11 protein-coding genes are annotated in these 14,909 nt (G+C 48.0%); 4 read left to right on the top strand and 7 right to left on the bottom strand.

Going from position 1 to position 14,909, the window contains the following annotated elements; all coding sequences use genetic code 11:
• Nucleotides 1-187 precede the first annotated feature (187 nt).
• Nucleotides 188-556 (top strand): helix-turn-helix domain-containing protein, encoded by a 369-nt coding sequence (locus AB3N00_RS11985; protein WP_175398177.1) that lies wholly within the window; start codon nucleotides 188-190, stop codon nucleotides 554-556.
• A 104-nt stretch (nucleotides 557-660) separates the two neighbouring features.
• Here the strand turns inward: AB3N00_RS11985 and AB3N00_RS11990 are convergent, their stop codons facing one another.
• A complete protein-coding gene (locus AB3N00_RS11990; protein ID WP_413034715.1) occupies nucleotides 661-816 on the bottom strand; it encodes a hypothetical protein in 156 nt (51 codons plus the stop codon).
• Nucleotides 817-1,042: 226 nt separating this feature from the next.
• Complete coding sequence (gltB, locus tag AB3N00_RS11995; protein ID WP_413034716.1) at nucleotides 1,043-5,641, bottom strand: glutamate synthase large subunit; 4,599 nt, start codon at nucleotides 5,639-5,641, stop codon at nucleotides 1,043-1,045.
• Between gltB and AB3N00_RS12000 the strand changes: the two genes are divergently transcribed.
• Nucleotides 5,633-5,815, top strand: coding sequence for a hypothetical protein (locus AB3N00_RS12000; RefSeq protein WP_413034717.1), 183 nt, complete (start codon nucleotides 5,633-5,635; stop codon nucleotides 5,813-5,815). The genes gltB and AB3N00_RS12000 overlap by 9 nt on opposite strands.
• A gap of 499 nt (nucleotides 5,816-6,314) precedes the next feature.
• Here AB3N00_RS12000 and AB3N00_RS12005 read toward each other — a convergent pair whose 3' ends face one another.
• Together AB3N00_RS12005 and AB3N00_RS12010 are read right to left on the bottom strand one after the other, a co-directional pair.
• On the bottom strand, nucleotides 6,315-8,597 hold the full coding sequence (locus AB3N00_RS12005) for a YhgE/Pip family protein (protein ID WP_413034718.1): 2,283 nt from the start codon (nucleotides 8,595-8,597) through the stop codon (nucleotides 6,315-6,317).
• A gap of 204 nt (nucleotides 8,598-8,801) precedes the next feature.
• Nucleotides 8,802-9,383, bottom strand: coding sequence for a TetR/AcrR family transcriptional regulator (locus tag AB3N00_RS12010; protein ID WP_413034719.1), 582 nt, complete (start codon nucleotides 9,381-9,383; stop codon nucleotides 8,802-8,804).
• A gap of 355 nt (nucleotides 9,384-9,738) precedes the next feature.
• Here AB3N00_RS12010 and AB3N00_RS12015 point away from each other — a divergent pair, with 355 nt between their 5' ends.
• Nucleotides 9,739-10,959, top strand: coding sequence for an MGDG synthase family glycosyltransferase (locus AB3N00_RS12015; protein WP_413035260.1), 1,221 nt, complete (start codon nucleotides 9,739-9,741; stop codon nucleotides 10,957-10,959).
• 300 nt (nucleotides 10,960-11,259) lie between these two features.
• Here the strand turns inward: AB3N00_RS12015 and AB3N00_RS12020 are convergent, their stop codons facing one another.
• The gene (locus AB3N00_RS12020) at nucleotides 11,260-12,120 is read right to left on the bottom strand and encodes a cell wall hydrolase (protein ID WP_413034720.1); all 861 of its coding nucleotides are present in this window, start codon (nucleotides 12,118-12,120) and stop codon (nucleotides 11,260-11,262) included.
• Between the two features lie 130 nt (nucleotides 12,121-12,250).
• Nucleotides 12,251-12,853 carry an RNA 2',3'-cyclic phosphodiesterase gene (gene thpR, locus AB3N00_RS12025; protein ID WP_413034721.1) on the bottom strand — a complete coding sequence of 201 codons (603 nt, stop codon included), beginning with the start codon at nucleotides 12,851-12,853 and terminating at the stop codon, nucleotides 12,251-12,253.
• Between the two features lie 191 nt (nucleotides 12,854-13,044).
• Here thpR and AB3N00_RS12030 point away from each other — a divergent pair, with 191 nt between their 5' ends.
• Complete coding sequence (locus AB3N00_RS12030) at nucleotides 13,045-14,001, top strand: D-2-hydroxyacid dehydrogenase (RefSeq protein ID WP_413034722.1); 957 nt, start codon at nucleotides 13,045-13,047, stop codon at nucleotides 13,999-14,001.
• Nucleotides 14,002-14,126: 125 nt separating this feature from the next.
• Here AB3N00_RS12030 and AB3N00_RS12035 read toward each other — a convergent pair whose 3' ends face one another.
• Nucleotides 14,127-14,894 (bottom strand): TRM11 family SAM-dependent methyltransferase, encoded by a 768-nt coding sequence (locus AB3N00_RS12035; RefSeq protein ID WP_413034723.1) that lies wholly within the window; start codon nucleotides 14,892-14,894, stop codon nucleotides 14,127-14,129.
• Nucleotides 14,895-14,909: the final 15 nt, after the last annotated feature.

Here is a 14,909-nt window from a genome sequence, read left to right on the forward strand (position 1 = left end):
TATCATGTCAAGCAGTATTTGGACATGGTTCTTTTGATTTACGACAATATGAGATGTACTTAGACAGACCTATTATGGATATAGGTCTGTCCAGACGTCATCATTTTGCAGGAAAGCTGCCCTGATCAAAAAATAGCTCAGGATTGTTATAATATATATTTGACATGGCGTTCAGGGGGAAAAGCGTATGAACTACGGAAATCGCATTGCTGAATTAAGGGAACAGCGGGGACTTACTCAAGAAGAACTTGCGAGCTCCATTCATATTACCAGGGCTGCTCTCTCCCACTATGAGAAAAATCGACGCAAGCCGGATTTTGAAGTATTAACCAGGCTTGCTGATATTTTTGGCGTATCCATTGATTATCTCATTGGGCGTACGAAGCAGAGCGATGTGGTTATGGATGAGGACGTCCGGGAATTTGTGGACTCCCTTGAATTATCGGATAAGGAAGTGCTGGAGCGCTTTGACCTGATGATTGATGGTAAACCCTTAACAGAAGAAGAGGCACGTCGTTTTATTGCTTTTGTCCGAATGGAGCGCAGCATGGATTAATGCCAATAAAGGAAGACCCAGTCCCGAGTAGTCATCTCTTCGGTTCCTGGGTTTTTTTGTGTCTTGAACTCCCTCCAGTTCTTCGTCTTTATGTAGTATTTTTGTCATTGTTGCTCATTGTTGACGGAGGATATGAAATCGTTCCAACGCTCCGGGTCGATTCCGCATTGCAGTAAAACCTTCTTGATGTCCATCTGGGTTGCTTCAACTTGTTTACTCGTCGGCTTACGTTCGCCCCTGTTTGGATTCTTCATATTCATTCCGCTAACCTCTCTTATCTATATATACTTTCCCTGCACTCCAAAACTAGCCTAATTATACTTGAGAATGTTCCTCAATGTTGTCGTCTCATGGCGATAGCGTTTTTGGTTCGGGTTCTAATTTTGTCGAAACACAAATAGGAGCTCTACAGCGCCTGATTGGCAGCCATAAAGCTCCTATTATTCTTCATACAACCTATTCATGCACTCCTGCTAAAGGAGGAGATTAACCACCTGCACGTGCAAGCTCACGCATATTGGCTTCAAATGCAGCCAGCAAAGCCTCTTCTCCTGTCAATCCAGTCGCCTGAACACGTTCGATTTGCTCTGTCATCCGTTTGAAGTCTTTCGGAATAACCCGAACGAACTGGTTCACGGAATCCTGCCAGCTTTCCAGGATACGCTGACCTGCAGCACTGCCTGTATACGCCACGTGACGTTGAATCATGCCACGCAGATCTGCACTTTCCGATACATCTTCAATCCGCTCCAAAAGAACCATTTCCAGGTTACAACGTTGCAGGAATGTGCCTTCCGGATCATAGACATAAGCAATACCTCCGGACATCCCGGCTGCAAAGTTACGACCTGTATCGCCCAGAACGACAACACGTCCACCGGTCATATATTCACATCCGTGGTCACCTACACCCTCAACAACAACCTTGGCACCTGAATTCCGCACCGCAAACCGCTCACCGGCGATACCGCGGATATAGGCTTCACCACTGGTTGCCCCGTACAGAGCCGTGTTACCAATGATGATATTATCCTCTGCTTCAAATGTTGCTTTAGGCGAAGGCATAACAATCAGTTTACCTCCGGATAATCCTTTACCTACATAGTCATTGGAGTCCCCTTCAACCGTCAGGGTCACACCTTTAGGTACAAAGGCCCCGAAGCTTTGTCCGGCAGAGCCGACAAATTTGAATTGAACCGTATCTTCAGGCAATCCGGCAAGGCCGTATTTCCGGGTAATTTCACTACCCAGGATCGTACCGACAGCACGGTTAACGTTGGTAATTGGAAGTACCGCTTCAACCGGCTGACCGGATTCGATTGCAGGTTGCGCCAGCTTCAGCAATTGCTGCATATCCAGCGTCTCTTCCAATTGGTGATTCTGATGCTGTGTGCGGTAACGTGCTGAGCCTTCCGGCATCTCAGGCACATGCAGCAGCACAGACAGATCCACACCTTTTTTCTTCCAGTGATCTACCGCTTCAACCGTCTCGAGACAATCCGTGCGACCAACCATTTCCTGAATGGTCCGGAATCCGAGTTCAGCCATAATTTCGCGTACATCTTCAGCGACAAAACGCATGAAGTTAACCACGTGAGCCGGATCACCCATATAATTTTTGCGCAGCTCCGGATTTTGCGTTGCCACACCTACCGGACATGTATCCATCTGGCAAACCCGCATCATGATACAGCCCAGTGCCACGAGTGGTGCTGTGGAGAAACCATACTCCTCCGCTCCAAGCAATGCAGCAATCGCCAGGTCGCGACCATTCAGCATTTTACCGTCTGTCTCCAAAACAACGCGGTCACGCAGATTGTTCAGCATCAGCGTTTGATGTGTCTCGGCAAGGCCCAGTTCCCACGGCATGCCTGCATGACGGATCGAACCTTGTGGCGATGCACCCGTACCACCATCATATCCACTCACGAGGATAATATCGGCACGTCCTTTGGCTACACCCGCTGCGATGGTACCTACGCCGACTTCGGATACCAGTTTCACGTTGATGTCCGCACGCGGATTGGCGTTCTTCAGATCATAGATCAACTCAGCCAGATCCTCAATGGAGTATATATCGTGATGCGGTGGCGGTGAGATCAGACCAACACCTGGTGTCGATCCACGAACCTCAGCGACCCATGGATATACTTTACGTCCTGGCAGCTGTCCACCTTCACCCGGTTTCGCGCCTTGCGCCATTTTAATCTGGATCTCGTCAGCATTCACAAGATAGTTTGAGGTAACACCGAAACGACCGGAGGCAACCTGTTTGATTGCACTGCGACGCGAATCGCCGTTGCTATCTTTAATGAAGCGAGCCGGATCCTCCCCGCCTTCCCCTGTGTTGGATTTACCGCCAACACGGTTCATGGCGATCGCCAAATCCTCATGCGCTTCCTTACTGATGGAACCGAAGGACATCGCACCCGTTTTGAAACGGCGCATGATGTTTTCCACGGATTCCACTTCTTCCAGAGGAACTGCAGGTCCCACCGGTTTCAGTTTCAGCATGGAGCGAATGGTCAGCAATTGATCATTTTCACCCTGTACCAGTTTGGCATACTTTTTGTACAGGTTGTAATCCCCGGTACGAACGGCATGCTGCAGCGTATGAATCGTTTGTGGATTGAACAGATGTTCTTCCCCGTCATTACGCCACTGATATTCACCGCCGGAATCCAGCACTTTGTCATTGCCGTCTTTGTCCGTAAAGGCCCGATTGTGATGGGTCAATACCTCAGCAGCCACTTCTTCCAGACCAATACCGCCGATACGGGAAGGTGTCCATGTAAAGTAACGATCAACGAAATCAGACTTCAGGCCAACAGCTTCGAAAATTTGTGCGCCGCGATAGGACTGAATCGTTGAGATCCCCATTTTGGACAATATTTTAATAACGCCTTTGGTTGCGGCTTTAATGTAGTTTTTGACAGCCTTCTCATGCGAGATGCCGCGCAGCAGCCCTTGCTGAATCATGTCATCCAGCGTTTCAAACGCCAGATAAGGGTTCACGGCACTTACACCGTAGCCCAGCAGCAATGCATAGTGATGAATATCACGCGGCTCTGCCGATTCCAGCAAAATGCTGACTTTGGTTCTTGTACCCTGACGGATCAGGTGGTGATGCAGACCTGCAACTGCGAGCAGTGCCGGAATGGCTGCATTCTCAGCATCCACGCCACGGTCAGACAGGATCAGGATATTATGACCTTTGTCAATAACACGGTCAGCTGCTTCGAAGAGCAAATCCATCGCTTTGCGAAGTCCTTCTGCTCCTTCTTTGGCCGTGAAGAAAATCGGGATGGTCATGGAGCGGAATCCTGGACGACGCACGTGACGAATCTTCGCGAAATCTTCATTGGACAAAACTGGCGTATCCAGACGAATCTGACGACAGCTTTCCGGTTCAGGGTTGAGCAGGTTGCGCTCCGGCCCAATCGTTGTTGCCGTAGACGTTACGATCTCTTCACGGATCGCATCAATCGGCGGATTGGTTACCTGTGCAAACATTTGTTTGAAGTAGTTATACAAACGCTGCGGACGATCCGACAGCACTGCCAGTGGTGCATCATAACCCATGGAACCTGTAGCTTCCATACCTGTGGAGGCCATTGGCTCCAGCACTTTGCGCAGTTCTTCAAATGTATATCCATAGGCCAGCTGAAGCTGGGTCACGTTATCATGTTTTGGATCGGGAAGTTCCGGTGCTTCCGGCAATTCATTCAGATCCATCAAGTGCTCATCGAGCCAATCCTGATACGGATTCTCGGCTGCAATCAGAGCTTTTACTTCCTCATCCGAGATGATGCGGCCTTCCTGTGTATCCACGAGAAGCATACGACCTGGACGCAGACGGTCTTTGTAAAGAATATCTTCCGGAGCAATATCAAGCACTCCTACCTCGGAGGACAAAATAATGCGGTCGTCTTTGGTTACATAGTAACGCGCCGGACGAAGACCGTTACGGTCCAGTGTTGCACCAATCTGCAGACCATCGGTAAAAGCCATCGCTGCCGGTCCATCCCATGGCTCCATCATTGTGCTGTGATATTCGTAGAATGCCTTTTTGGCCGGATCCATTCCCTCGTCCGTACTCCAAGGCTCAGGAACCATCATCATGGCCACGTGTGGCAATGAACGCCCGCTCAAATACAAGAACTCCAGTGTGTTATCAAACATTGCTGTATCCGAACCGTCCGGATTGATAATCGGCTTCACTTTGGAGATATCGTTGCCGAACACTTCGCTCTCAAACAGCGATTGACGTGCATGCATCCAGTTCACGTTACCACGCATCGTGTTGATCTCACCGTTGTGGATCATGAAACGATACGGGTGGGCACGTTCCCAGCTCGGGAATGTATTCGTGCTGAAACGGGAGTGCACGAGTGCAATCGCCGATTCAACCAGATCTTCCTGCAAATCAAGATAGAACTGTCCAACCTGTTCAGTGGTCAGCATGCCTTTGTAGACAATTTTGCGACAAGACAAGCTCGGCAGATAGAAGGAACCGCCTTCTTTCTCATCCGCGGAATAACGAATAGCCAGCTCAGCACGTCTGCGAATCACATACAGCTTGCGCTCAAACGCCAGCTCATCGTTCAGATCCGCTGATCTGCCAATGAACACCTGACGAACATAAGGCTTCGCAGCCAGTGCAGAACGACCGAGCATCTCATCAAAGGTCGGCACATCCCGGAAACCGAGGAACGTCTGTCCTTCTTCTTCAATGATCTTCTTCAGGCTCTCCTGGTGTGCGTTACGAATCTCAGGATCCTGAGAAAGGAACAGCATCCCTACGCCATAAGCTCCCTGATCTGGCAGCGCAAAGCCGAGACGTTCTGCTTCCTGTGCAAAGTAACGATGTGGAATCTGAATCAAAATACCGGCTCCGTCACCGGAATTCGGCTCACTGCCCTGTCCCCCGCGGTGCTCCATATTACTGAGCATGGTCAGTGCCTGACTAACGATATCGTGTGAAGGTACTCCTTTGATGTTGGCAACAAAACCCATTCCGCATGCATCTTTTTCGAACTGTGGGTCATACAAACCCTGTTTAGGAGGTAATCCGATGTGTCTCATGGAACGCAACCTTTCTATAATGAAGTATTTCGGAAAGATCAAGAACATAGGCAACAAGCAACAATGAAACGGGAGGAGCGGGCCTTTTGGATAAGAGCCTGCTGGAATGAACGGGGTGACCACAATCGGGTCATCAGATTAAGAGTGCTTCTGCTGCTGGAGAAGAAGTCATGAATTGAAGTGCTTCCGGGCAAGCCGGGTAAAAAGCACTGAATATAATTACTCGCAATCGCTGGCACGACTGCTGAAATGGAGCGACGTTTTTTGATATAGTTCTATTATTTTAACACTGACCTAACATCAGCGCAATTTAAACTTTTTAATACCTCTGATAAGAAATGTTTTGCAGTACAGCTTTAGTGTAATGACGTTTAAATTCATCTCTTTTTCGAATAATTATACACATTTTATGTTAGAGTACAACTGAATTTATCTGCTGACAAAAGAAAATCATTCCATATGCAGCCTGCATTTCTGCTTCATATCACCAAAATCTTCATTCCTTTTCGAGCAAAGTGCTGCCCGAACATGCATTTGTATACAAAAAGAGCCTGCAACCCTTTTTTAGGGTCACAAGCTCTTTGCACTTTTTGACTACTATATTGCATAATTTTGATACTGTGCAACAAAGTTTATTTTTTGATCTGGGATGTTGCTGCGCAGTACTTCAGACTTATGCTGTCACTACTTGACCTGATTCGGCCTTTTCGGCTTCTTTTTTCGGACGCCGGCCATTCCAGAGGAAGAATGCCAGTGTCAACAAAACGGATACGCCTGCGTAGATCGCCAGGATTCCTGCCTGATGCCACATCACATCGATATTCCCACTGGATACGACTGCCTTGAAGCCCATAATGCTGTGAGTCATCGGCAGCCATGGGGTAAACGCCTGAAGCCAGGATGGAATCAATTCTACCGGGAAAGTACCTGCACTTGCCGCAAGCTGGAATACCAGCAGCAGAATGACCACGTAACGTCCGGGCAGATCAAGCCAGGTTACCAGCGCCTGAACAATCAGCATAAATGTCAGTCCCGTAATTATCGTGAATAGATAGAACAGCGGTACGCTGTGCGTCTCCAGACCAAGGCCATACAGCATGAAACTTGCAACGATAACGGATTGGAAAATGCTCATCGAACCAAATACGAGCGTACGGCTTACAAAACGGCTCCAGCCGGATGCGCCAGGTACGGACGTATCACGCATTTTCAAAATAATCGTAGAAATCAGGGATCCGACAAATAATCCAATGGACAGGAAGAACGGTGTTAATCCCGTACCATAATTGGACACGGCTTCCTCTTCGTTCTCAGCTGAGTTGATCGGTTCAGCAAACATATTGACCACGTCATCGGTTTTCTTCACTTCAGACGTTTTCTGAGCGGCATCATTCAGCTTGGTCGCCAGTTCATTTGAGCCGTCTTTGAGCTCAGTCAAACCATCAGCCAGTTCGCCAGCTCCATCTCCAAGTTGTTTGGAACCGTCAGCCAGAGAACTCACACCACCGCTCAGCTTGCCTACACCCGTTTGCAGGGCACTTGTGCCTGTGCCGAGTTGTTTGGCTCCATCGACCAGCTGAGTACCGCCGCTTGCGGCTTCACCCAGTTTGCCGCTAAACTGCTTCAGTCCGTCGGAGAGCTTCGCTCCGCCTTCGCTAAGCTGGTTGGCACCAGCCAGCAGCTGCTGCTGTCCATCGGCGAGCTGGTCTGCACCAGTCAGCAGCTGCTGTTGTCCACTATGCAGCTCTGTCGCTCCGGCAGCAAGCTGCTGGTTGCCTTGGTGAAGTTGATCTGCACCTTGTGCCAGCTTCTGTTCGCTCTCATGCAGCTGCGCACTGCCTTCTGCAACGGCCTCACTTGCTGCGAGCAGCTTCTGTACGTCCTCGCTCGCAGCCAGCTCCGGATTGGATGCAGCCAGCTGCTTCAATCCGTCTGCCACACCTTGGGCGCCGTCTGCCACCTTGCCGCTGCCGTCTACAGCCGACTGCAAACCTGTTGCCAGAGTGCCACTACCTTGCACTGCGCTTTGCAGACCTTCGGACAGTTTCGCACTGCCCTGTTCGGATGACTGCAGCCCTGTCTGCAGCTTGCCTGTGCCATCAATAGACGACTGGAGGCCTGCTGCCAGTTTGTCACTGCCATCCTTTAATTGGTCTGCCCCGCTTTGAAGCTGATCCGAGGCTGCCGTCTGGAGCTGTTGCAGACCGGATACCAGACTGCTTGTTCCGCTTTCCAACTTGGTCGCCCCGGTATGCAGTGCGTTAACTCCGTCGCTCAATGGAGATAAACCATCCTGAAGTTCCAGCGTTCCGGATGCCAGTTTGGCCAGATTGTCCTTCAGCTTGACCGCACCATCATCCAGCTTGCCTGCTCCCGTATTCAGTTCACCCGCGCCATCACCGGCTTCCGCCAGTCCGTCAGACACTTCGGTGAACTTGTCGAGCAGCGTTTCCGCATAAGCCTCAGTCACCTTGGCAGATACTTTCGCTTTCAGATCCTTGATCGCCGTCTTGCCAATCTGTGCACCTACGAAGCTATAATTGCCATTTGGTTCGTAGATCAGTTCAGCTGGCTGCGGTTTATCATCAAGCAGCGTTGTTGCCTGGGAGGAGAAATTCTCAGGAATTGTGATTTGCATGTAATACTTGTCGTTCTGCATGCCTTCTTTGGCCTGCGATGCATTGACAAACTCCCATTCAAAATCTCCATTTTTCTTCAACTCATCCACCAGGTCGTCGCCCACTTGCAAGGATTTGCCTTCGAGTTCTGCACCCTTGTCGAGATTGACTACAGCCACCGGCATCTGGTCAACATGACCATATGGGTCCCAATAGGCAGCCAGATAGATGCCGCTGTACAGGATCGGGATAAACATAACTGCAATGACGGGGATCAACACCTTCGGGTTTCTCACGGCCGATCCCACATCCTTGAAAAACACGGATAAAGATTTCATGTCATTTTCTCCCCTAACTCTCTGCTCCGTGAGCAGGAATAACTTCATGTAAATAAATGAATCAATTCAGCAACTTGCTGAAATACGAACTGACCATTTTCCCCAAACGGTCAATTTAAGACAAAAAAACAAACCTGCCTCTCGACAAGCCTCACTGTCCTCACGTTAGTAAATAACCCATATTATAGTAGGGAATTTTCAAAATTACGTGATGGCAGCAATTCCTTCCATTAAGAAAAGGCGAAAGTAATTTTTGATTTCCTCTTTGCTGAGCGGTTCATGCTGCTTGTTCCAATCGGAGGTGAGCGCAATGTACAAGCGGATCATCATGAAGGCCACCACTTGCGGATCACAATCCCGAATCTCACCGCTGTCTCTGGCTTTCTCCAGCTCCTTGGACAGGAAATCGGAAATGACCTTCTCCACCTTGTCCAGACCTTCCTTGGCCTGAAGCGTTCCAAAATCCTTGAGCTCCTGGGACAACTTAACCAGTAAGTCATGGTCACGACGGAATTCCAGCAATGAATCCAGCACACGAAACAGGTTATCAAAAAAGGCACTTTCCTGATGAACTTCGCGGTGGGCAATGTTCTTCATCTCCTGGATCACTTCCACCAGAATTTGATCAAACAACTGCTCCTTGTTCGTAAAAAAGGTGTAAATTGTTCCTTTGCCAACATTCGCAATCTTGGCTACCTGATCCATCGTGGTAGCTTTGTATCCAAACATGGCGAACGACTGAGCTGCTGCATGGATGACCTGCTGCCTCCGGTCAATCGGAGCCATCATATCCCCTCCTTAATTGCATTCTCCTTGTAAAATGACCAAAAATACAATCCGGTCATTCGGTCAAAACTTACAATATCACCTTCGTCAACAGATTGCAACCCTAACATTACAAATTTGTGTTAATTTATTTTAACCGAAATGCAGTGGAAAGTGATTCAATCGTCGTCTATAGTGTATGATGATTCCAATAATACGGATAGAACGAAGATTGACTGTCTCAGAACATCAAGTTCCGTGTAAATATTTATGGAATGAACATCATTTTCCGTTTCGCTGTATATTCATGTAGTAATGAAGGGTACGGCATAACAGTGAACTTATCAAATTTAAACTTATGAATAAAGGTGAACTCATGCGAAAACCAAGAGTGCTCTTATTATCCGAAGGTTTCGGCACCGGTCACACCCAGGCCGCACATGCACTGGCAAGCGGCATCAAAAAGGTCAGTCCACATGTCCATAGTCGTGTCATCGAACTCGGCAAATTTTTGAATCCGACGGTGGCTCCGCTTATTTTTTCCGCTTATCGAAAAACATTATCCGTCCAGCCCAAACTCGTCAGCATGCTGTATCGGACACAATATAATAAATCGTTGAACGGGCTCACCAAACTCGCTCTGCATCGGATTTTTTATACTCAGACCGCACAGGTTGTATCGCAATTGAAGCCGGATGCCGTAATCTGCACCCATCCGTTTCCAAATGCGGTTATTTCCCGGCTGAAACGTCAGGGATTGAACATTCCACTGTATACCGTTATCACTGACTACGATGTACATGGCACATGGATCAACCCGGAAGTTAACCAGTATCTTGTTTCTACCCCTCAGGTAAAAGCACTGCTCGAGATCCGCGGGGTCGATCCCTCCCGAATCCAGGTTACGGGAATTCCCGTGCATCCTGACTTTTGGGAAGCAGGTGACAAAGTACGCCTCCGTCAGGAAATGGGATTGCAAAACATGCCAACGGCACTGCTGATGGGTGGTGGCTGGGGACTTTCATTTGACGAAGAGCATATGAAACTATTAACCTCCTGGGCGGATCGGATACAGCTCGTGTTCTGTCTCGGAAGCAACGAGAAAATGATCGCCAAAATGAAGGAGATGTCCTGCTTCCAGCATCCGAACATCCGCATTCTCGGTTACACCCGTGAAGTAAGCAAGCTGATGGACGTTTCCGATGTACTCATTACAAAACCAGGCGGCATGACTTGCACCGAAGCCTTGGCCAAAGGGCTGCCCATGTTATTCATTCCACCGCTCCCAGGCCAGGAAGAAGAAAACTGTGAGTATTTTGTACAAGCCGGATATGGCCAGGTTATTCATTCATCAGACGTGATTACCGAGCGCTTCAGACAACTATGCGGGCAGACCGAGGTATCACTTGAAGCTGAAAGCCAGCTGAAAGTTGTGCGCAAACCGTGGAATCGACAAACCTATGATCCTACGTCTTGTGCACAGGCTGTTCACGAATTATTGTTCCCGGCTACAGCCGAGCTCTCCTCCACGACCAAGGAACGCTTCAAAGCCGGAATTCCTGCCACAACGCTGTCAGGTACCCGAATTCCATTCTAAGGCTTCTAAGACCCCTTGAAACGTCTCTACGAGGGTGTTGGTTGAAGAAAGGCGAGCCCTGCCCCAAAATCTGATATCTTGGAATATAAAATTACACAAAAAGGTTCCCCTCCGCATTTTGGAAGGGAACCTTCTTCAATTTCATTTTCATATCACGTATGATTTACCAGAAAAAAGGGTAATTTAAAATATAAAGATCATTTCAAATAACTGAATAAAACTCTGTTCTAGGACTTTTCAGGGTTAGTCTAATGTAAACACAGTTAACTACCCTGCCTGTTTGCAGAATTTACAGGTCAATTACTTGTAAAAAGTATGATGACCAATCGTTTTTACTTTTTTCTTGGAATGGGCAACTGTCAGATCATCCGCAAGCGTCAATGAAAGGAAATAATACGTATCATCGGCGACTTCCTTCTGCCCGTTCAACGCAGCATTAACTGCCTTCACGCTGTCCTCATTGGGAACAACACGCTTCAGACGCCCGTTAGCTACTGGACTGAATTGGGATTTCTGATAGATTACCTTGTAAATGGAATCGGGAAAATTGGCTGACCGCAGCCGGTTTAAGACAACATTGGCAACTGCCACTTTGCCTTCGTACGGTTCACCTTCCGCCTCTGCCATGACAATTTTTTGCAGCAGAAGCAGCTCTTTATCGGACACACTGTATGACCAGGTTGCAAGTTTCGATTCTTCCTGCGTCAGAAGTTTGGTCCGCGTAAAGTAAAGTTTTTGGGGGGGAGTTGTTAGTGCAGCAGCCGCTTTGGCTTTCTCTATTTTGGCCAATTTCAAGGCAGCTTCTTTTTTGGCTTTGGCTTCAGCCGCAGCTCTGGCCTTCTGTTTGGCCTTGGCTTCGTTCAGTTCCTGCTCTTCCTGAGCAGCCGTAAGCCAGTCCTTGGCTGGCAGTGAAACTGTCCAGTTTGCAGAATGAATCGATGGTTCAGCAGACAGACTTGTCCCGTCTACCATCATTCGCCTGTCTTCATCAGAAGAAGATGATCCGTTATTTTGCACAGAAGCCGCAAGTTCGGTCATCTGTTTACTATCACTTGCCTCGTTCCACTTCCCAGTAGCCTGGACTACATTAACCCCCACTATACATACAAGCAGCACAGATAACATCGGTGCTACCCAACGATTCTTGCTTATAATATCCATTCGAAGATTCCTCCTGTCGCAACAATTCCCTTAACTAAGTAACCCAAAAAAAAGAATTTGAATAACGATGGCTAATATTACATAGGGATAAACGTAATGTCAATGTGATTTTATGTCATAAAAACGAGTTTCAGGAAAAAGAAAACGTATCCACAACCTCATACATTGGCGATTGTCCCAGCCTTGTCACATAAAGTACAAAGTCCTCTACCAGCCATGATTTAGCACCCAAGGAATGTTCCGGAAGTACTCCATTAATCCCTTTATCTTCATTTCCTGGAAGCAAACCCAGAAATTTTCGCGCAATTGTAATGTGTGGCGAATAAGGTCTTAATTCTGCTACATACCCAAGAGCCGATGTGGCCTCCACAATCTTATTGTGCAGCCGATTCAATGACTCCAGTTCTCCGTCCACACCCTTCCACAATACCTTCGGTGCATCCTTGAGACCAAATGTCCCCCACCCGGAAGTTTGCAGTTCAAACGGCTGAAATCCACTGCTCGCCGTGCGCAGCGCTTTGCGCAGATGCCCGATATCACTCACGAGTGTATCTCCCAGAAATTGCAAGGTAATATGGTAATCCCGATGATCCGTCCATTTGCGAAAATCGAGCTTGTTCTTCACCAGCCCTGCATCAAATTGAATGGACTCCTGAACAGCTGCCGGGACGCGAATCGCTGTAAACAATCTTTCCCGCCGTGATGGTAGATCCGTATATGAATAGTTATTCATCATCGTATACACCTCTCTAAAGTTCGTTCTATTATTTCATATTCCTATGTATTGTTTCAAGCTGGGTAATTATAGATTGACACAAGTGTCGGTACTTGCACATGAGGCTGCATTCCTGCCTTTCTGCATAATCTTCTCAAATCTGCTACACTTAACTCACAAAATCAATTGAATTCAGGAGGTTACACACAATGGGTAAAATTGTATGTTTTCCATCTCTATCTACGGAGCAAAAGCAGCGCATTTTAGATGCCGCACCCGGCTATTCGCTGACCGTTAGCAAAGCCAAGGAGATTGACCCAGCGGAGTTAAAGGAAGCTGAAATCATTGTAGGCTGGTCTCCCCTTGTCACTGAACATGTACTAAAAGAAGATAGCCCACTGAAGTGGATCCAGGTCTGGTCCGCCGGTGTGGATAACCTCCCATTTTCGGATTTGGAACAAAAGAACATTCAGGTGACCAGTGCAAATGGCGTACATGCCATTCCAATCACTGAAATTATTATAGGCATGATGTTATCGCACAGCCGCTGGCTGAGACAAGCCATGCTTCATCAACAAGAAGCCGAGTGGAAAGCTCCCGGCAAACCTCTGCCAGAACTGCACGGCAAAACAGCCGTTATTGTAGGTGTAGGAGAAATCGGCACCGAGACTGCCCGCATTCTCAAGGCCTTTGGCATGAATGTGATTGGGGTTCGCCGCTCCGGCAAGGACGTCCCTAATGTCGACCACATGTATGACATGTCCGGACTGCATGAAGCTTTGGGCAAAGGTGATTATGTCATTAACATACTGCCCCTTACTGACGAAACCCACCATTTATATGATCAGACTGCATTCGAACATTTTAAACCAGGTTCCTGCTTCGTTAATGTAGGACGAGGTCCAAGCGTGAACACGGAAGCGCTGCTTCATGCACTGGACAGCGGGCATATAGCCTTTGCTGCACTCGATGTATTTGAAGAAGAGCCCCTTCCTGCAGAACACCCGTTATGGAAAATGGACAATGTGTTAATTACTCCCCATATCGCAGGAAGTACGGAGCAATATACCGATCGTGCGCTAGATATTTTTGTAGAAAATCTGGAAGCCCATCTGGCTGGCAAAACACTCCCACGCAACTTGGTTGACTATAGTCATAAATACTAATTCATCCGCTATTTTCCATGCATAATTGTACAAATGCTTTACTATTATTTCTAAAAATCGAAATAAAAAAACCTCCACATCGGAAATTGTTTCATTCCGGCATGGAGGTTTCTTCTATTATATAACTATGTGCATAACCAAATGTGACGTATAAACGTTCCTTTACGAACGGTGCAATACTGATTCACTTCCCAGCCCGCTGCGAGCAGATGCTCTTCCACCCATTCGGTGGATACAACTATGGCTCGTTTCGTCAACCTGCGCAGACTTGTCAGCATGCCCCGCTGTTCTTCGTCCGGGAGAACGGAGCATAGATTGTAGGGCATGTCCAAAATCGCCGCGTCGTAATAACCGTCTAATTCATTCATGTCTCCAAGCGTAATGCAAGCCGAATCATACCCATAATGTGGAAGATTGATTCGCGCTCCCTGAACCGCCAAAGGATTCAGATCGTTCCCTCTTGTTTCGATGCCCATGGACAGAGCTTCAATGACTACCGTGCCCATGCCGCAGCATGGATCAAGCAGCCGATGGTTATCCACTTTCGGTATGGCTATGTTAACGAGCGCTCTCGCTAGCGTAACTCCGAGACCGGTTGAATAATTTTGCGGCTTATGCTGATGACTTTGCCACGAGCGATCCGCTACTGTCCACCGACCCAAGATCCATTTTCTACCTGTCCGTATTAGTCCAAAAGTCACTTTCGGTTGTTTCATCTGTGCCTTGCCTCTGATGCACATCCCCACTTCTCGCTCCAACTGGCGGGAACGGTCATAGTCAGGCATATGATCTCCTTCTTTTAGACAAACCACCTTGAACGTTTCTTCCGGAAGCAAGTGGATCTGCGCAGCAGCTGGAAGCAGGTCATTCACCGTGTCAGCTTCCGATAACACATCCAGCCTCCCATG

Origin of the sequence: Paenibacillus xylanilyticus, from assembly GCF_047246825.1 — a bacterium.
Classification (GTDB): domain Bacteria; phylum Bacillota; class Bacilli; order Paenibacillales; family Paenibacillaceae; genus Paenibacillus; species Paenibacillus xylanilyticus_B.